The 18752-nt window shown below is 48.5% G+C and carries 22 protein-coding genes and 1 tRNA gene; 22 read left to right on the top strand and 1 reads right to left on the bottom strand.

Going from position 1 to position 18752, the window contains the following annotated elements; genetic code table 11:
• Positions 1 to 135, top strand: a 135-nt coding sequence (locus tag K3G39_RS07260; protein WP_220625527.1) for a transposase, incomplete at its 5' end; no start/stop codon positions are given.
• A 390-nt stretch (positions 136 to 525) separates the two neighbouring features.
• Here the strand turns inward: K3G39_RS07260 and ruvC are convergent.
• Positions 526 to 1092: a crossover junction endodeoxyribonuclease RuvC gene (ruvC, locus tag K3G39_RS07255; protein ID WP_220625513.1), complete on the bottom strand. Its 567-nt coding sequence runs from the start codon at positions 1090 to 1092 to the stop codon at positions 526 to 528.
• A gap of 25 nt (positions 1093 to 1117) precedes the next feature.
• Here ruvC and K3G39_RS07250 point away from each other — a divergent pair, with 25 nt between their 5' ends.
• The 21 genes from K3G39_RS07250 to K3G39_RS07150 all read left to right on the top strand — a co-directional run bounded on the left by K3G39_RS07250 (position 1118) and on the right by K3G39_RS07150 (position 18750).
• Entirely contained in the window at positions 1118 to 2107 is a 990-nt protein-coding gene (locus K3G39_RS07250) for a lysylphosphatidylglycerol synthase domain-containing protein (RefSeq protein WP_220625512.1), read from the top strand.
• Positions 2107 to 3246, top strand: coding sequence for a glycosyltransferase (locus tag K3G39_RS07245; protein ID WP_255594097.1), 1140 nt, complete (start codon positions 2107 to 2109; stop codon positions 3244 to 3246). Before K3G39_RS07250 ends, K3G39_RS07245 begins: the two co-directional genes overlap by 1 nt.
• Positions 3239 to 3496 carry a hypothetical protein gene (locus K3G39_RS07240; RefSeq protein WP_220625511.1) on the top strand — a complete coding sequence of 86 codons (258 nt, stop codon included), beginning with the start codon at positions 3239 to 3241 and terminating at the stop codon, positions 3494 to 3496. The genes K3G39_RS07245 and K3G39_RS07240 overlap by 8 nt, the downstream gene beginning before the upstream one ends.
• 218 nt (positions 3497 to 3714) lie before the next feature.
• On the top strand, positions 3715 to 4938 hold the full coding sequence (locus K3G39_RS07235; protein ID WP_220625510.1) for a GAF domain-containing SpoIIE family protein phosphatase: 1224 nt from the start codon (positions 3715 to 3717) through the stop codon (positions 4936 to 4938).
• Between the two features lie 184 nt (positions 4939 to 5122).
• Complete coding sequence (locus K3G39_RS07230; protein WP_220625509.1) at positions 5123 to 5758, top strand: polysaccharide deacetylase family protein; 636 nt, start codon at positions 5123 to 5125, stop codon at positions 5756 to 5758.
• The gene (locus K3G39_RS07225) at positions 5755 to 6846 is read left to right on the top strand and encodes a glycosyltransferase (protein WP_220625508.1); all 1092 of its coding nucleotides are present in this window, start codon (positions 5755 to 5757) and stop codon (positions 6844 to 6846) included. Before K3G39_RS07230 ends, K3G39_RS07225 begins: the two co-directional genes overlap by 4 nt.
• Before the next feature lie 242 nt (positions 6847 to 7088).
• Complete coding sequence (locus K3G39_RS07220) at positions 7089 to 7856, top strand: TatD family hydrolase (RefSeq protein WP_220625507.1); 768 nt, start codon at positions 7089 to 7091, stop codon at positions 7854 to 7856.
• Between the two features lie 3 nt (positions 7857 to 7859).
• Positions 7860 to 8924, top strand: coding sequence for an asparaginase (locus K3G39_RS07215; protein ID WP_220625506.1), 1065 nt, complete (start codon positions 7860 to 7862; stop codon positions 8922 to 8924).
• An 80-nt stretch (positions 8925 to 9004) separates the two neighbouring features.
• Positions 9005 to 9092 (top strand) — tRNA-Ser (locus K3G39_RS07210).
• 251 nt (positions 9093 to 9343) lie between these two features.
• A complete protein-coding gene (locus K3G39_RS07205; protein ID WP_220625505.1) occupies positions 9344 to 10558 on the top strand; it encodes a site-specific integrase in 1215 nt (404 codons plus the stop codon).
• 103 nt (positions 10559 to 10661) lie between these two features.
• The gene (locus K3G39_RS07200; RefSeq protein ID WP_255594096.1) at positions 10662 to 11183 is read left to right on the top strand and encodes a hypothetical protein; all 522 of its coding nucleotides are present in this window, start codon (positions 10662 to 10664) and stop codon (positions 11181 to 11183) included.
• Positions 11173 to 11367 (top strand): hypothetical protein, encoded by a 195-nt coding sequence (locus K3G39_RS07195; protein WP_220625504.1) that lies wholly within the window; start codon positions 11173 to 11175, stop codon positions 11365 to 11367. Before K3G39_RS07200 ends, K3G39_RS07195 begins: the two co-directional genes overlap by 11 nt.
• Before the next feature lie 22 nt (positions 11368 to 11389).
• Positions 11390 to 13060 carry an ATP-binding protein gene (locus K3G39_RS07190; protein WP_220625503.1) on the top strand — a complete coding sequence of 557 codons (1671 nt, stop codon included), beginning with the start codon at positions 11390 to 11392 and terminating at the stop codon, positions 13058 to 13060.
• 59 nt (positions 13061 to 13119) lie between these two features.
• Positions 13120 to 13347: a hypothetical protein gene (locus K3G39_RS20785; protein ID WP_255594095.1), complete on the top strand. Its 228-nt coding sequence runs from the start codon at positions 13120 to 13122 to the stop codon at positions 13345 to 13347.
• A 256-nt stretch (positions 13348 to 13603) separates the two neighbouring features.
• Positions 13604 to 14554, top strand: a complete 951-nt coding sequence (locus tag K3G39_RS07180; protein ID WP_220625502.1) for a cell division protein FtsZ — start codon at positions 13604 to 13606, stop codon at positions 14552 to 14554.
• A gap of 72 nt (positions 14555 to 14626) precedes the next feature.
• Positions 14627 to 15124 carry a hypothetical protein gene (locus K3G39_RS07175; RefSeq protein ID WP_220625501.1) on the top strand — a complete coding sequence of 166 codons (498 nt, stop codon included), beginning with the start codon at positions 14627 to 14629 and terminating at the stop codon, positions 15122 to 15124.
• 23 nt (positions 15125 to 15147) lie between these two features.
• Positions 15148 to 16158, top strand: coding sequence for a hypothetical protein (locus K3G39_RS07170; protein WP_220625500.1), 1011 nt, complete (start codon positions 15148 to 15150; stop codon positions 16156 to 16158).
• Between the two features lie 201 nt (positions 16159 to 16359).
• Entirely contained in the window at positions 16360 to 16896 is a 537-nt protein-coding gene (locus K3G39_RS07165; protein ID WP_220625499.1) for a pentapeptide repeat-containing protein, read from the top strand.
• 92 nt (positions 16897 to 16988) lie between these two features.
• Entirely contained in the window at positions 16989 to 17447 is a 459-nt protein-coding gene (locus K3G39_RS07160) for a (deoxy)nucleoside triphosphate pyrophosphohydrolase (RefSeq protein ID WP_220625498.1), read from the top strand.
• Positions 17448 to 17493: 46 nt separating this feature from the next.
• Positions 17494 to 17907 (top strand): hypothetical protein, encoded by a 414-nt coding sequence (locus K3G39_RS07155; protein ID WP_220625497.1) that lies wholly within the window; start codon positions 17494 to 17496, stop codon positions 17905 to 17907.
• A 39-nt stretch (positions 17908 to 17946) separates the two neighbouring features.
• Positions 17947 to 18750 (top strand): hypothetical protein, encoded by an 804-nt coding sequence (locus K3G39_RS07150; protein WP_220625496.1) that lies wholly within the window; start codon positions 17947 to 17949, stop codon positions 18748 to 18750.
• Positions 18751 to 18752 lie beyond the last annotated feature (2 nt).

The following is an 18752-nucleotide window of genomic DNA, read 5'->3' as shown; positions in this document are numbered from 1 at the left end:
ATAGTGGAGCGGACCTTCGGCTGGCTCAACCTTTACCGCAGGCTGTCCAAGGACTATGAGTACTCCACCAAATCGTCTGAGACGATGATAAAAGTGGCCATGATTCACATCATGCTTAACAAACTAAATAAATAAAATCAAAACAGCCTCTAAGAGTTGGGGAATTGTTTAATTGTTAGCTGGTTGAATTGGTAAATTGTTGGGTGCACGATTAACTCGCCCCTGCTCCTCAGAGGGGAATTCACTGCACGATTCGGGAAGTATTGCCAGTACATGATTCGGGCAGGTCACGACCTGTCCTTACAGACGATGACGCCTTTTTAAATACTTTTTGGGATTTCCTACCTCGTGTGTAGGTTTTGCAGGTATACGGGAGCAAGGATGTTCCCTACATAAATGCTTCCGGACGTGGAAGTCCGATAGAGCATGAAGAGCGTTTAGATCAATTTATGCAAGTACGACTTTACGGTGCAACATCGCTACATTATTACTCCTAAACTCTTAAACTCCCCAAATCCCAAACTTCTACAGCTTTCTCTCGGGGTTGTCGGTCAGGAAGGCTTTCCAGGAGTTGGCGCCTTTTTTGGCGTTATTGCCTTTTTGGTAGTGGTGGCACAGGGCCACGGACAGAGCATCGGTGGCGTCAAACATTTTCGGATCTGGCTGTATTTTGAGGATCTGCACCAGCATGGCCGCCACCTGCTCTTTGGAGGCATTGCCGTTTCCGGTTACCGATTGCTTTACTTTTTTTGGGGCGTACTCTACGTAAGGAATGTCGCGGGAAAGGGCGGCAGCAATCGCAACTCCCTGTGCTCGACCAAGTTTAAGCATACTCTGCACGTTCACCCCAAAGAAGGGCGACTCGATGGCCAGCTCGTCGGGCAGGTATTCGTCGATGAGCTGTATCATGCGGTCAAAAATTTTCTTTAACTTGATGGCGTGGTTGCTGTAGCTTTTGAGGTGAATCACGCCATACTGCACTACCTTTACTTTCGATCCTGTTACTTCAATCAGGCCATAACCCATCACTTGCGTGCCGGGGTCGATGCCAAGAATTAATTTGTTGGGTGGGAGCGCAGGAGAGTAAACCATAAGAGCCGCAATTTAAGACAATATCTTGAACATTACCCGCAACAGAAGGTTCCTTTTGGTCATCGGCAAAATTGTCGTGGTACTGCTCACCCTTTACTTCCTGTACCTGGCCATCTTTACGGCACCTGACACCCTGCTTTCGTGGCAAGGTATACTGCAGGCCGCCCGCCAGAGTAATTATACTTTTCTACTTATCTTAAGTGCACTGCTTATACCTGTTAACTGGGGACTGGAAGCCTGGAAGTGGCAGATCCTGGGGCAGAAGCTGGAGCGCATCTCATACGTGAGGGCCTTCCGTGCGGTTATGGTCGGGCTCACGCTCGGCTTTATCACCCCCAACCGCCTCGGCGACTATGCAGGCCGCGTGCTGGAGCTCAAAAGCAAAGAACGGCTGGAAGGAATAGGAGCTGTCTTCATCGGCAGGTTTTGTCAGCTGGTGGCCACTGTGCTGGTAGGTTCTTTGGGTTTGCTGTATTTTGCGCTACTCCTTTATTGGCATGATTATCCTGCCATTTGCCTGAGCGTGATCTTCCTGCTGTTAGTATTGAATGCGGCCATGCTGCTGCTAATCTTCAATGCACGCGCCATGGTGGCCCTGGTGGCGGCTGTCGGTCCGTTGCGGAAACTCACAAAATACCTGGCCATTATGGGACGCTATACCTTCGGGGAGATGAACCGGGTGTTGGTGCTTTCGCTTGTGCGTTACTTTGTTTTTCTGCTGCAGTTTGTGCTGCTGCTCGTTTTGTTTGAAGTACGGCTGAGTCCGGTGGAATACATTAGTGGCGTATCGACTGCCTTTTTTCTGAAGTCGGTGGTGCCTTCGGTGTCGCTGCTGTCTGACCTGGGGGTGCGAGAGCTGTCGGCCATGTACGTATTCGGATTGCTGGGGCAGGAACGCCTGCAGGTGCTGAGTGCCAGCCTGAGCCTGTGGCTCCTCAACATTGTGGTGCCAAGTGCTGTCGGGTTGTTTTTTGTGCTGCGCCTGAAACTGGGCAGGAGAGGAGGGACCACCTGATGTTTATGCTGTTGCTGCTACTTTCGCTGCTGGCCTACGGCTGGATCATCCTGCGCTGTTTGTTCTTCTGGAATCGCCTCCCTATACCTGCTGTACCTGCCTGTTTTATACCTGCCACCAGACTCACCGTGATCATACCTGTCCGGAACGAGGCAGCGCACATAAGTGCTTTGCTGCAGGATCTGGAAAAGCAAAGCTACCCGGCTGAACTCTTTGAAGTGCTGGTTGTAGACGATCATTCCGATGACGGGACCGAACAGCTAGTACAGGATTTTATACCTGATACACATCTCCGACTGCGGCTTATCCGGCTGGCTGATCATACAACTTCAACCGGAAAGAAAGCCGCTATCAAACAAGGTATAGCAGAGGCCGGTGGCGAGCTGCTGGTCTTTACCGACGGTGACTGCCGCGTGCAGCCTAATTGGCTCATTCACTTCGCCTATACCTACGAAACGCAGCGGCCAGTTTTCATTTCAGGACCTGTCAGTTTTCACCAGACCCATACCTTGCTGGAGCGCATGCAGCTGGTCGAGTTTGCTTCGCTGATCGGGGTGGGAGGGGCCTCCATTGGCTTGCGGCAACCGAACATGTGCAATGGCGCGAACCTGGCCTATACCCGTGCTGTATTTGAGGAGGTGGGCGGCTTTGCCGGAAACGAAGGTATAGCCAGTGGCGACGATGAATTCCTGCTGCACAAAGCCAGCCAGCAATACCCGGAGCGCATCGCTTTTCTGAAACACCCGGGAGCTATTGTGTATACCGAGGCACGCAAGACACTGCGTAGTTTTATAGCCCAGCGGGTGCGCTGGGCCAGCAAGTGGCGAAGCTACCAAAGTCTGTCAGTGAAACTGGTGGCCCTTAGTGTGTTTGCTGTCAACCTGCTGCTCTTTCTCGCTATACCTGCCGTGCTGCTGGGTCGGCTATCTTTTTGGACTTTGCTGGCGGCATATGCGGCCAAGTTTCTGATCGATTTTCTGTTCTTAAAACGTGTGCTTACATTTATGCGACAGCAGAATTATCTGATTTTTATGCTTCCGCTGCAGCTAGTTTACATTCCTTACGTACTATATACCGCTATAAGTGGCCTCTCGGGTCGCTATACCTGGAAAGGCCGAACCATCCGTAATCATGACTGAGAATGAATTTGCCATCATGGACGAACTCTATTTTGTGACGTCCTACACCGACCTGAAAAGCACCAGCGCCCTGATGGACGAGGAACTCTGCGCCGCCCTGCGCGACCTGATCTCCAAAGGATACGTCCGGATACTATACCCCGACCCGGACACGGAGCACGACTACGACGAAGCTACCTTTGGGACGCATTGCCAGCACTACTTTTTCCTGGCCACCAAAGCCGGACTGGTGGTGCATAATTCTGTCTGATAGGGTGTTTCCGGTACATGCCCGCATAAATACACGCACTACGTAGTAGCATTTGTGCGTCTGAGACGAATACGTATAATTTCAAAGGATTTGGAGGGTTTGGTAAAGAATGCAGTTGAATTTTTGTAAATTTACGAGGTCTATACCTGCGTGCCAGGTATAACTGGCACGAGAGTCCCCGCGTGCGGATTTTCCGCCAACCTAAACTATGAATCCGAATGCCTGAAATAGTCGCTCCGAACATACAGCAAGAGTTAAACCTCAAAAAGCTGGAATTATCGGCCTTGTTGGAAATCACCCAGGCGATTAACGACAACCTGCCCGAAGAGGCGCTCTACAAAATATACCGCTTTACGCTGCTTGCCCAGTTGCAGATTAACCGGCTGGCGCTGTTTGTGCACGACGAGAAGTGGGATTGCAAAGTAAGCTTTGGCACCGACCTGGAGCCCGCCAAACAACACCTCCCCGAAGCTATTCTCGAACTCAAGGAGATCACCCGCATGTCCAAGCTGAGCGTAGACAAAAAGTGGCGCAATTTCGAGATCGTGATCCCGATTCTGCACAATGGCAAAGTGCTCGCTTTTGTGATGATCGGAAAGATTCAGCCTTATTATACGAATATTGAGGCACTGAATTTTGTGCAGACGGTGAGTAATATCATGCTGGTGGCTATTGAAAACCACCGCATGGCACGGCAACGTCTGGCGCAGGAATCTATCCGCAAAGAGATCGAAATTGCCCGCGAGGTGCAGTCCATGCTTTTTCCGAAGAAGCTGCCCAACGACAAGGACGTGGCCATCCATGCCAGCTACATTCCGCACTCCTCCATCGGCGGCGACTACTACGATTTTATTGAAATAGACAAGGACCAGTTTCTGTTTTGCGTCGCCGACGTGTCTGGTAAAGGTGTCCCGGCTTCGCTCTTGATGTCGAACTTTCAGGCGGGATTACGCACCATTTTGCGCCAGACAGCCGACTTAAATACGGTAGTGTCGGAGCTTAATCACCTGATCTACCGCAATGCGATTGCCGAAAAGTTTATCACGACCTTCGTTGCGATTTTCAACCGCAGTACACGCGAATTGAGTTATGTGAACGCCGGCCACAATGCACCGATTCTGCTCTACGAAAACAACACACACGACCTGCTCAACGACGGTTGCACCATGCTGGGCGTGTTCGATGTGCTGCCTTTCATGAATGTGGGCAAGATCCATGTGCCCCACGATGCCGTGCTACTTTGCTATACCGACGGCCTGACGGAGGTATTTGACGAAGATGAGTCGGAGTTCGGCATAGAAGGCACGATTGAGTTTTTGCAGAAGAACCGTTTCCTGAGCTCCAAAATGCTGCACATGCAATTACTCAATGCCATCAATCTTTTCAACGAAGAGTCTACTTTCAGTGATGACATTACACTGCTCTCATGCAGGTTTAAGTAGGGTGAATTGTTAAATTGCTATGTTGTTAAATTGTTTTTAAATAGAATAGAGTCAATTTCAGCGTAAGATATAGAATGCCTCCAGCGTATCAAAAGACTTAGGATGATTGTTTTCTTAAAATGCCGGTTAACGATTAGCAATTCAACCATCTAACAATTCAACAATTTAACCACCAACATTTCAATTGCTCCGCCTCTACAAAACACCTGCTTTGCTTCGAAAGATTTTGCCTGGCTATACATGGCTACGAGAGGAGCAGGGCAAGGTGCTATACCTGACCTTTGATGACGGACCTATACCTAAGGTAACGCCCTGGGTGCTGGAGCAACTGGTGCAGTACAAGGCCAAAGCGACTTTTTTTGCGGTGGGTGATAACCTGGTGAAGCACCAAGGTATAGCAAAGCAGATTTTGGAACAGGGCCATCGGTTGGCAAACCATACGCACAACCATTTGCGTGGCTGGGAAACATCGCTGGAGCGCTACCTCGATAATGTGCAGCAGTGTCAGCAGGAACTTGAGCAGCTCGACCCAAGTGCAGCGCAGCTCAAGTTATTCCGGCCTCCCTACGGGCGCATCACCCTAAAACAGGCAGCGGCCTTGCGGCCTGATTATGAACTGGTAATGTGGGATGTGCTCACCAACGACTACGACCGCTCGCTCAGCCCCGAAAAATGCCTGCGAGAAGCCATCCGTTGTACCCAAAGCGGCAGCATCATCGTATTCCACGACAGCCTGAAGGCCCAGCGAAACATGCAATACGCCCTGCCCCGATATCTGGAACATTTTACCGCACAGGGCTATACCTTCCGATCCCTATGATGGTATCTGTCGCCTATTTTATACTTTATTTTTTTGTGTTCGGAGTGCTCCTCCTGTTGCTGCTCTTCAACCGCAGGCGTCATACCTCAAAAGTTACCGACTTTCCGCGCGTCAACATCCTGATCGCTGCCCGTAACGAAGAGCATAATATCCTAGCTTGTCTGCAGGCCATCGCCTCGCTCGATTACCCCTCCGAAAAGTTAGAAGTGCTGATCGGCGACGATGCCTCCACAGACCAGACCCGTGCCCTGGTTGAAGCCTTCATCAAAGACAGGCCCGGCTATACCTGTATACCCATTTCGCACACCATGGGGCAGGCGAGGGGCAAAGCCAATGTGCTGGCCCACCTGGCAAGAGAAGCCACTACTGATATTTTCCTCTTCACTGATGCCGATATTAAAGTACCACCCACCTGGGTAAAGGCTATGCTGTCGGGTTTGGATAAAAAGGTGGGCGTTGTGACAGGACTTACCACCGTAACCGGCAATAGGCTGTTCGACAAAATGCAGCGTATGGACTGGCTGTTTTCGATCGGGCTGATGCAGGTGTTCAGCGACCTGAATATGCCGGTCACCACCATGGGCAACAACATGCTCCTGACCCGAGAGGCATATGAATCGGTGGGCGGTTTTGAGAATATTCCATTTTCGATCACAGAAGACATTGCTATTTTCAACCAGATTCTGAAACGGGGCTACGGTTTCCGGAACCTGTATGACAGCAAGGTACTTGCTTGGTCAGCGCCTGCTCCTGACTACGGCTCGTTGCTGGAACAACGCAAGCGCTGGATGCGTGGCTCGGTGTTCATGCCCAAGTATATGTTCGCACTTTTTGTGCTACACTCTGCCTATTATCCTGTCCTAATCCCTTTCTTTTTCAAGGCCTCTGTAGGTATAGCGCTTAGCATCGCGGTGGTCAAACTGCTGCTTCAGAGCCTATTCATGCATATTTGCCTGAAACGACTCAACCGCAGCGCCTCCTGGTGGCAGTACATCCTCTTCGAGCTATACCTGCTGGTCACAACGTTCATACTGATCCTCTACTTCTTTCTGCCAACAAAAGTGAAGTGGAAGGGTAGGAAATATTAGGGTTTAAGTGAACTGCTATAGCGAGGTTACACCGTATGTTGCAGTAACGTGAGAAGCTACAGATTCATTATAGGTACAGAGCGCGACCTGTCCAAATCGTGCACATGTATTTCTGCCTCCATCAGTCTATATTTATATTAGGCATCATTGCTATCAGGGAGATGCTATATAAAAAGGGCCTTGCAGCCTTAACCATTAGTTCGGACCTTTGAGTCGAGATAATTTGATCCAAAACGACACAGATGACTTTAGTTGATTCGCACGCACATATCTATTCAGAGCAGTTTAAGCAGGACCGGGAGGAGGCACTGGCACAGGCGCTCGAAGCAGGCGTAGAGAAAATCTACATGCCCAACATCGACCATACCTCCATTGATGTGATGCTGGAGACAGAGGAAAAGCATCCCGAGCAGTGCATCGCCATGATGGGCCTGCACCCGACTTCGGTAAACAAGGATTTTGAGCAGGAGCTATACCTGGTGGAGGAGTGGCTGGGCAAGCGAAAGTTTGCGGCTGTGGGTGAATGTGGTATCGATCTGTACTGGGACAAGACGTTTCTGCCACAGCAGCAGGAAGCCCTGAAAGTACAGGTAGCGCTGGCCAAAAAGCACCGGCTTCCGATCGTGTTGCATACCCGCGATTCTTTCGGTGAAACTTACGAGATCATAGCCGCAGCGCAGGATGGTAGTCTGAAAGGTATATTCCACTGCTTTTCGGGTACGGTGGAGCAGGCGACCAAAGTAAAAGAGCTTGGCTTTCTGATGGGTATAGGAGGCGTGGCTACCTTCAAGAACGGTGGTCTGGACAAGGTGTTGCCCCATGTAAGTCTGGATGACGTGGTGCTGGAGACGGACTGCCCTTACCTGGCGCCCGTGCCTCATCGTGGCAAGCGCAACGAGCCCGTATACCTGCCACTGGTGGCCCGTCGTGTAGCTGAACTTATGCAGAAACCATTAGAAGAAGTAGCACAAACTACTACCCAGAATGCCCTTAACCTTTTCACGCTCTAAGTTATGGCTGTCGTAAAAATAAGCATCGATACTGCCGCGCCTGCACATCCGGAGGCGTCCATTCTCATTATTTATACAGGTGGTACAGTAGGCATGGTGTATGACGAAAAACATCATCTGATACCTTTCAATTTCAGCCAGATACTGGAGAAAGTGCCCGAGTTGAGCAATTTCAAGTATATGCTGACGGTGCTGAGCATAGAGCCGGCCATCGATTCGTCTAATGTAGCACCCACTGACTGGCTGATGTTGGCCAACCTGATCCGTGACAACTATGCTGATTACGACGGTTTCGTTGTGCTGCATGGCACTGATACCATGGCCTATAGTGCCTCTGCCATCAGTTACCTGCTCGAGAACCTGGAGAAACCCGTCATCTTTACCGGGGCGCAGGTGCCCATCGGTCGTACCCGCACCGATGCCCGTGCTAACCTGATTACGGCCCTGCAGATAGCGGCAACCAAAGTCAATGGCAAGAGTATTGTGCCGGAGGTTTGCATCTATTTCCATAATCTGCTGATCAGGGGTAACCGGGCTAAAAAGGTAGAGAGCCGTCATTTCAATGCCTTTAAATCGGAGAATTATCCGCTGCTGGCCAAAGCAGGCATCAGCATCGATTTTTATGAAAGTGCGATTCTGCCACATCCGGAAAAAACACTTCATGTGCACCAGCAATTGGATGATAATGTAGCAATACTGAAGCTTTTTCCAGGTATAACGCCGCAGGTCATACGCAGTGTGCTGGAAACGCCGGAGCTGCGCGGGGTAGTGCTCGAAACATTTGGCGCAGGCAATGCCCCTACATCGGGCTGGTTACTCGAGATGCTGGAAGAAGCCATTTCTAAAGGGATTTTTATACTGAATGTGTCTCAGTGCGATGAAGGCAGGGTAGACCAGGGCCGCTACGAAACAAGTAAGTTCCTGCTCAACATGGGCGTGATTGGGGGCGATGACATTACGACGGAGGCGGCTATTACGAAACTAATGTTTGTGTTGGGACTCGATCTGCCGGCGACGCAAACCCGTGAGCTGCTTGCCAGTAACCTGCGCGGAGAGATCTCCATCTAGCCCCGACAATATATTTATAAGGTATAGGAAGGCAAAAATTTGCGATAGTGTAAGTTATTGGCGTATATTTGCACCATAATAGAGAGCTGTCCGAGTGGTCGAAGGAGCACGCCTGGAAAGTGTGTATACCTCAAAAGGGTATCAAGGGTTCGAATCCCTTGCTCTCTGCGGAGTAACTTATCAGTTAGCATAAAAAGCCCTTAAATCAGCGATTTAAGGGCTTTTTTGTTTCTAGCCCCACCTGAATTTTTCGATTTCTCTCCTTTCTGAGGCAGCAAATTCGGGTACCCGAAGCCGATCCGTTTCCGGGTACCCGAATTTATGTGTAACTAACTGGATGTAAGGAAGATGTACAATATTTTTACATCTTGTGCAGCCTTCGTTTGAATGTTAATTTTAAGCATAAAAGGAGGAGTTGTATGGACACCAAGATCAGTATCCTGTTCTACGGCAGGAAAGCCAAGACCACCAAGGACAACCTTGTGCCGATCTACCTGCGCGTCACGCTGCAGGGCAGGCGGCTGGAGCTGAGCACTCACCGCTACGTCTCGCCAGAGCGCTGGTCGGTGGAGGCGGGCAAAATGAAGGGCAGCTCGGCCGAGGCCCGGAGCGTGAATGCTTACTTAGACACCCTGCGGACTAAGGCATACGCCCATCACCGGGAGTTACTCGAGGAGGGCAGGCCCGTCACACTGGAGAGCTTCCGGGAGAAGTGGATGGGAGTGGAGGAGAAGCCGGTGCTGCTGCTGGAGGTGTTTCAGATGCACAACGGGCAGATGGCCCAGCTGGTGGGCAAGGACTACGCCCCGGGCACCATGGAGCGCTACGCCACCTCCCTGCAGCACACCCGGGACTTCATCCGGTGGAAGTACGGTGTGGAGGACATGGACGTGAAGAAGCTCTCCTACGGCTTTATCACTGACTACGAGTTCTGGTTCAAGACCGAGCGAAGCTGTGCCCACAACACCACCATGAAGTACCTGGCCAACTTCAAGAAGGTCATTCACCTGTGCCTGAAGAATGGCTGGCTGGAGCGCGACCCCTTCCTGGGCTACAAGATGAGCAAGCGGGAGGTGGTGCGCGAGTGCCTCACCGAGGCAGAGCTGCAGCAGATGGCGGAAAAGGAGTTCGCCACCGAGCGGCTTGCTCAGGTGCGGGACGTGTTCCTCTTCAGCTGCTACACCGGCCTTGCCTACGTGGACGTGCAGCAGCTTAAACGATCCGAGATCGGGAAGGGGATGGACGGGCAAAGGTGGGTCTTCACCCGGCGGCAAAAGACCGAGACGCCCTCCCGGATCCCGCTCCTGCCGGTGGCCCTGGAGATTGTGGAGCGCTACCAGGACCATCCCCAGTGCCTTTATCAGGACAAAGTACTGCCGGTGCTGAGCAACCAGAAGATGAACGCCTACCTCAAGGAGATCGCCGACGTGTGCGGTATCCGCAAGACGCTCACCTTCCACATCGCCCGCCACACCTTCGCCACCACCGTCACGCTAAGCAACGGGGTACCGATTGAGACGGTGAGCCGGATGCTAGGGCACACCAACATCAGGACCACCCAGCACTACGCAAAGATCCTGGACCGGAAGGTGAGTGAGGACATGCAGCAGCTGCGGGAGAAGCTGAAGCTATAGCGGAGGGTAGGCATCTACCGTTTTAGCAACCAGCCTGACTAAAAATTCCTGTCTTACAGTATTAACTATTAATTTGTAATTCGCGAATCGAAAATTAATAGTTATGAAAAAACACGGAGGCATGCGTCCGCGGGACATCGCCATTCTACTTGCCATCATGATGAAAAGTGATGCGCCCTGGATGATGAAGGATTTAGCCCATGAGTTGGGCATCAGCACTTCAGAAGTGTCAGAATCCCTCCACAAGTCCTACGTGGCAGGGCTGATTAACAAGCCGAAGCGGAAAGTGATGCTCCATGAACTGCTCGAGTTCATTGTCTATGGGGTGTGCTACGTATTTCCGCAAGAACCCGGTGCCATGGTAAGGGGAGTGCCTACCGCAATCAGCGCACCTCCCTTGAATAAGCTCATCATGGGCAGTGAAAAGCTGGTCTGGCCATATGCCAAGGGCACAGAAAGGGGACAGGCGATAGAGCCGCTCTATCCTTCGGTGGTAGAGGCCTGCATTGACAATCCCGAGCTGCAGGAGCTTTTGGCGCTGGTGGATGCGCTTCGCGTAGGGAGGGTCCGCGAGCGGGAGCTGGCAAAGGTTGAGCTCAGAAAGCGAATTTTAGATGGACGGTAAAGCAATAAACACAGAGATCTTCAGGAAGGTAGCCTTTGGGCTGAAGGAGCTTCGGCAGAGAATGGTGTTTGTAGGAGAGGCCACCCTTAGCTTGTATGCCGATGATCCTGCCGCCGATGCCGTGCGGCTGACAAGCGACATAGATCTAAGCATACCATTGGCAGAACAGGTAAGGTATGGGTAAAAGTAAAAGAGACTAAATCGGTATGTTAGAAGATAGTGAATTCGATAAAAAATCGCTGCGGTTGGTACATGGTAGTACTGCAGATTGGGCTGAGCTGGCGAAGGATTGTGTTTGTTTTGCCAATGCCAAAGGTGGGACGATATACATAGGAGTTGAAGATGATACCGATATGCCGCCTGCTGATCAAAGGATCAATAAATCTATTGTAGAGAAAATTAATCAAGTAGTTCCTCAGCGAACCATAAATGTGGGTATTAGTGCTACCATACAGAGGGCACCCAATGGTGGGGAATTTATTGAAGTTAAAATATACAGAAACACTCAAACTATTGCCTCCACGTCCGATGGGAAGTACTATATGCGTGTAGCCGATGAATGCAAACCTTTGATGCCTGATGAGATGACTCGTGTGGCTGCTGAAAAGCAGGCGTTTGTATGGGAAGAAAAGGTGGCAAGAAAAGTACACTTAAGTCAAGCTGATGGTGCTAAGTTAGATAAGTTTCTAAGTGATGTGCAGAAGTCTGAGCGAGTAAGTGGCTTCGTTAAAGAAATGTCTCAAGACGAGATATTAGAGTTCTACTTTTTTACTAGTGGTGAATACCTGACAAACTTAGGTACACTTTGGATAGGCCAGCGAAAAGACAGAGCTTTGATGCACTATGCACCTGCTGTGCAGTTCATTAAATATGATGAGAACGGTGTTAAAGTAAAAAAGCGTATTTGGGACGATTACACACTTAATCCGAAGGAACTACTTAACGAAATAATTACAGGTATACCTGATTGGGGAGAATCAATAGAGATTGCCGATGGAATATTCCGTAAGACTATTCCCAATTATAATCAGGTAGTAATCAGAGAGCTGGTAGCAAATGCTTTAGTGCACCGGGTTTATACTATGCGAGGTGATATTTTCATTAATCTTTACCACGACCGCCTCGAAATTCACTCACCAGGGCTGCTTCCTTTAGGTGTTACTCCCTCCAACATCATTAGCAAATCTGTACACCGCAATACTCACCTGGCCAAAGTGTTCTATGACTTGATGCTAATGGAGAAGGAGGGAAGCGGTTATGACAAGGTGTATGAAGTGTTACTACTCAATGGTAAACCAGAGCCAATAGTAGAGGAATGGGAAGATCGAGTAGTAGTAACAGTTAAGAAGAATATCATCAGTACTGAGGTGGCTAAGTTGATGTCGCGGGCCAATGATGACTATGGCATTAATCAAAAGGAAATTATTACGCTAGGTCTGATTGCACAACATGGTACTATGACAGCTATAGAGCTCAGCAAGAAGCTCAATGTGAGAAACAGTGATGGATTAGCTTATTGGTTAGGTAAACTCTTAAAGCACGAAATAATCCTTAGTAAGGGCAAAACAAAAGGAACTGAATATCATGTTAACTCTGAGTTACTCAGGCAAATAGATTTCAAAGGTAAAACAGACCTTAAAAAAATTGAGCCTCACAGGCTTCAGGAACTTATTATGATGGATTTGGAGACATATCCTGGAAGCTCCGTTGGAGATATAAATGAACGTATAGGGCCAGAGATCAACAGAAATAAAGTAAAAAGGAAGTTGGCTGAACTTGTTGATTCCAAAATTCTATACACAGAAGGTGTCTTGAAAGGTACTAAATACTTTATAGATCATAATCAAGGAAATAAAGAAGAAATGATCCATAAATGATCCATAAATGATCCATAAATGATCTTGAATAAAATACTGTTTACCCTCAAAGATAAGGTATGCGCCTGAATACCTGCACTTTGAGTCTGTGTTACCTGAGATTGCCTATTAATCCCTTAAACAAATTGGTCTGGACCAATCTAGAAGGATCTAAGGGGCACCCGCAGTGCCTGAACCAAGACCGGGTGATGCCGGTACTGAGCAACCAGAAGATGAACGCCTTCCTCAAGGAGATCGCCGACCTGTGCGGCATCGACTTAAAACCAAAACATCTCTGTCTGATTTAAACTGTTCCGTACTTAGGGATACTTACGTTGTGAAAGCAGGTGCTCTTTGTAAGAGATGCTTGCGGAACCGACTCATTTGATTTATTACTTCTCCTTCCTTGGACAGAACAACATCCAGTTCAAGGAAGGAGGCAGAGGGGGATTGTTTTCATACGTCAGTATTAAATATGGTTTTTTATATACCTTGAAATCTATAACTTGAATCCTTATTTAGATATACCCCATCATCTCCATTTATACTGAATCAATAGAACATATGAAAACATACAACAGAACCACCGTGAAGGTGATAGGAGTGGGCGGCTCGGGCTGCAATACATTAAATTACATTGGCCAGCAGCAATTACGTCAGGTCCACCTCGTTGCCTGTGATTTTCACAAGCCAGACCTGGAGAACTCTACGATGGAAGACCGTTTCTACTTAGAGCGAAGTGAAGTGGGGGTATCCCATGGAACAGGTGATCCTGAAATTGGTCGCAAAGCTGCCTTGAAAAGAGCAGATGCTATCAACACCATGCTGTTAGAAGGAAGCCCTGAGATCGTGTTTATCGTCGCCGGCATGGGCGGAGGCGCCGGGACAGGCGCTGCCCCTGAGATTGCCCGACTTGCGAAAGAACTGGGCATACTGACCATAGGCGTCGTTACGGCACCTGGCCATAGTGAAGGCGATCGCAAAGCAGCAGTGGCAGAAGCCGGTATAGCTGCCATGAGGCAACATACCGACACCACCGTCGTGCTTGCGAACGATAAGGTGCGCCAGCTGTATGGTGAGCTTCCTAGGGCGGATGTTTTTGTTAAACTGGATGAATATGTTGCGCATGCCGTGCGGGCCATTGCCGAAATTGTAGCGGTAACAGCAGAACTAAATGTGGATGTGGACGACGTGCGTACGGTAATGGCAGGAGCGAGAAGAGCTACTGTAGGAAGCGGAACGGGCGCCGGCCAGGGCCGTGCCATGCTGGCAGCTCAGCAAGCTGTCGCGACTGCCCTGCTTGGAAGCGAGCTTCAAGGCTCCGATCGGGTACTACTCTCTATTATTTCTGGTCCTGAAACCGAACTGGAAATGGACGAGCTGACAGAGATAACCGAGTTTATACAAAACAGCACCAGTGAACAGGTGGAAGTAATATTTGGTCACGCGATCGATGATGACCTTGGAGACCAGTTGCGTGTGACCTTTATCGCGTCCAGCTTTTCTGAGAACTAATTACAAGCTTGTAAAGTAGCATAGGAAGGGGATAGTGTACGGTATATTTGTGCTGTACTAATTCTCCTGCCTATGCTTGAACCCCTTCCCTTTGCCCCTTACCCATACATTACGCTCCCAGACGAAAGTCTGAGCTACGAACCACTTCTTTTTGTGGCACCTGACAAATTAATCTGTACAGGTAATGTCACGTTTAAGACCAAGCATTTCCCGCTTGCCAGAGTGCTTTCCGAGAAGTTTCGGGAGCAGTGGTCGCCGGAAATGGTCGATGAAATGGCCCGACGAGTGATAAAGGAAGCTAAAGCCAACCTGTTTGGCCGCGACCTTTTTGTTAGTGCTTATTCCCTTCCCACTTTTGCCTTCCCAGCCATGGAGCAAGTTTACTGTGGCAAATTCCCTTTAAGCGGACGCGATGTAACGTATGGCTGGCCCTCCGGTAAGCTCACCCGCATCAAGCAAATATTGTATGGCTATACAGTAGACTTTGAGAGTTGTGTATTGCACGTGCGTCATGAAGAAGCAGCTATGCCGGGTAAAGTACACCATGACTTGATTTTCCCATCCCTTTAATTTCACATCATAATAACATGCCCATGCGCTCCAAACAGATAGCCACTTTTTACATGCCCGAGCAGGTAGACGCCCGCAACGGGGAGGGCCTGTACACCCGCAGCCCCAACAAACCTGCGCTTTTGATGCAAAAGCTGCAGGCGGAGGGCTTAACCCCATACTTTGATGTGAAAGCATTTACGCCTTTTCAGCAAGAGGACTTTTATCTGGCGCATGCGCAAGTCTATGTTGATGCTTTTTTTGCTGGAGAGAAACCACTGGCTACCACCAACGGTCTTACCTGGAGTGAGAATCTGGTAAATTCGGTATGCTATACCAATGCCAGCCTGTATCATGCCATACGTTATGCCGTGCAGCACCCCGAAGTGCTCACCTTCAGTCCGACCAGTGGCTTTCATCATGCCAAACCAGAGCGAGGTGCCGGATTCTGTACGTTCAGCGGTCAGGTAATTGCTTCTGTAAAACTTTACCGTGAATTGGGAATATCCGGGGCCTATCTGGACCTGGACCACCATTTCGGAAATTCTATAGAGGACAGCCGCAGCTTTGTACCAGGCTTGGATAAAGCCATACCTACCTATGCTAACGTGAACCTAAGCGGTACCAACGACAGCTACCTGGTTGACTTATACAGACACTTGGCTACATTAAAAAAGAAAATACTCGCCAAAGAGATTCACTATATCGTCTGGTGCCATGGGGCAGACTCCCATGTGTATGACGACTTGGGAGGCAGCGTGAATACCGAATACTGGTTGTTAGCCGCTGAGTTGTTTTATAAGTGGGTGCTGGAAGTAGAGCAGGAGTTAGGCTATCACCTGCCAGTTGCCATGTCGCTCTTCGGGGGCTATCGAACCAATTCCTACAACTCGGTACTGTCGTTGCACACTGCCGACTTGGTTATGGCTGCCAACACCTTGATGGAGCACTCTATTGCTTACGAGCCAGTGGTAGAGGTTAATCCTTATATTAAGAAGGAGCCGTTTCGGATGGCGATTGCCGCTGGTGAAACAATTATAGATTATTTTGAATAAATAGACCTAGTAATTAGGATTTGTAAATATGTTATTTTGATTATATAGATTTTTTACTTACTTTTGCAGTACAATTCCCCTTTTATTTATTGGTTTAAAGAGTGAAAGTGCCAAAAAGGGCGCTTTGCATTTGCTCGTGCCCTTTTTGGGGTGCGATGTGTTCCTGTGTATCTGTCATTCAACCATATAAACCCTGCTCGTATGAAAAAGAAGCTTTTTAGATGCCGTCCTTTAAAGAATGTTATTAAGGTTTATAATGCGCCGATGGTGCTTAATGAATCTAATAAGGATTTAAGTGGGGTAGATTTGTCCGGTTTCAATCTGGCAGGCTCTCGCTTTGAGCGTGTGAACTTAAGTGGAGCAAATCTAAGCGGTGCCAACCTGACTGGGGCTACATTTTTATGTGTAGACTTAACGGGTGCCAACCTGGAAAGCGCATGCTTGGTTGGGGCTGCCATCGTTGAGTCAGAGGCTGTGAAAGCTAGTTTTAAGCATGTTGAGCTCCGAAAAGCCAACCTTTATGGCACGACGTTTTCTTTTTCAGATCTGACTGGTGCAGACCTGGCTGGCAGCTATCTCGCTGATGCAGATTTTTCCCATGCTTCCATGGATGATGCAAACTTGTTAGGTGTAGACCTGGGTGTTGCAGACTCCTTTGCTTTTGCCTCCTTGTATGGTGCTCATTTCGATGCACCGTATGCAGGGGAATATCTTCACGAGAAGGAAGCTGAGTTTTAACCAACCCATGCAGGTTGGCTTACGGATGCTAGGTGAGTCAACCTGTTTATAACACGGGATAAACGAAATAATGTAGGCTTAAAACTGAACATATGATAGAAGTAGTTGCTGGGGTTGTCCAGCGCAGTGGTCTATACCTGATTGCTAAGAGAGCGCCAGGCAAAAGTCTTGCGGGTTATTGGGAATTCCCAGGCGGAAAGTTAGAAGCAGGTGAGACCCATGAGGCTTGTCTGGCCCGTGAACTGAAAGAGGAGCTGGATCTGGATGTAACCGTTGGGGCATACATTTGCGAATCTGTTTTAGGTGAGAGCGATAACCAGTTTCGCTTAGTAGCCTATGCTACCCGAACGGAGCAGGAGCACATTACTTCCACTGATCATGATGAGGTGAAATGGGTTGGTATTGATGAGTTTGGAAATTATGAATTTGCTCCAGCTGATATGCCTATTGTGAAAGCGCTGTTGGAGAATAGGATAAATTTGCTTGCCACATTGGTTAAGGAAATCGAAATGTATAAGCTTATTTATAACGATAATACTCTCAAGACATGAGCAAATCAATGAATAGTAACGGCAAGGGCTACATAAAAGAGAAGCTATGATTTCGCTTGTTGGCAGTGCATTACCTGCTAACATTCTGGAAGTTTTTCAGGACTATAACAAACGTGTAGAAGACGATGGCAGAAGAAATGTAGGGCTAACTGCCAGAAAGATACTGGAGCGCTTAAACAGGCATGGAAAATTAGCAGACCTGATGCATAATTTGACGTCAACTAGTTACAGTAAGGAGGTGCTAAAGCTAAAACGTGCGTCTTTTATAGATGAAGCTGGTGCTACGGGGCTTGTTAGAAAAGGTGATAGACCAACTGCAAGGTATTATAAGAAACCTATTGTGGTTGATTCCAAAGCCTATTTTCTAACGAACGATTGGTATTCCTCCACTCAAAAGTCTCCTAAACAAGCCAACAATCTTCAAGGATTGTATGAATTAGCAAATGGAGTTTTCAAGTAAGCAGCACAGTATTTTTAAAATCATCTAAAGACAGATTTCATGGAGACAAGTACTACGCACGGTGAGTCAATTATTCACACGGCAAGATGCACTTTGCAAGGCATAGAGGCTAATGTGGATGTAAAGGACAAGCTTGAGGACTTAACACGCAAAACGGCAACACTTTATAAATTAATTCGCAACTATGAAAACATCCATCATGAGGGCATTTCTTCTGATTGTGAAATATTGAACTGGACACTCCCAGTTGTTGAAGATGAGTTGAACGCCGCAGTTTGGAATTTGACTAGTGGATTTTACAAGACCGCTGCCACTTGCCTTAGAGGAGCCTTAGAGATGGGGCTTGCTGCTCTATATTTTCAGATACTTGAAAACGGAAACTTTAATGACGGTGAGTACAACCAGACTTTTGCTGATTGGAATCGTGGTGTAACTGCTACGCCGAGTTGGCAAGAAATGGAGCCTGTGTTAAAACAACATGCAAATGCGAAAGATTTTAGCGTAGGTTTAGGTTATTGCCCTATCAACGAAGTAGGTCAGTACCTTGAGTTGTTGAACCAATTTGCTCATAACTGTTCGTTCTCATCGACGAATGGTGAGGGAGCCAACATTTTGAACATGAAAAGTGGTGCTAGTGGTCACTTTTCGCAAGAAATGTTTGACAGAATGTACGGAGCTGTTAATACAACTATCTCTATTATCGCATCTACCTGGCTTACCATTTATCCGCAAATAATACCTGAATTAGATGGCGAGCTTGCTGAGGCAGTTAAAAGCTTATTTGTTCTGAAGCCTGCTCAGGATGCGTTTGAGTTTGCGAACCAAGCAAGTCAAAATATGTAATC

Origin of the sequence: Pontibacter sp. HSC-14F20 (assembly GCF_019599265.1) — a bacterium.
Taxonomy (GTDB): domain Bacteria; phylum Bacteroidota; class Bacteroidia; order Cytophagales; family Hymenobacteraceae; genus Pontibacter.
This window is presented reverse-complemented; position numbering and strand designations above follow the sequence as displayed.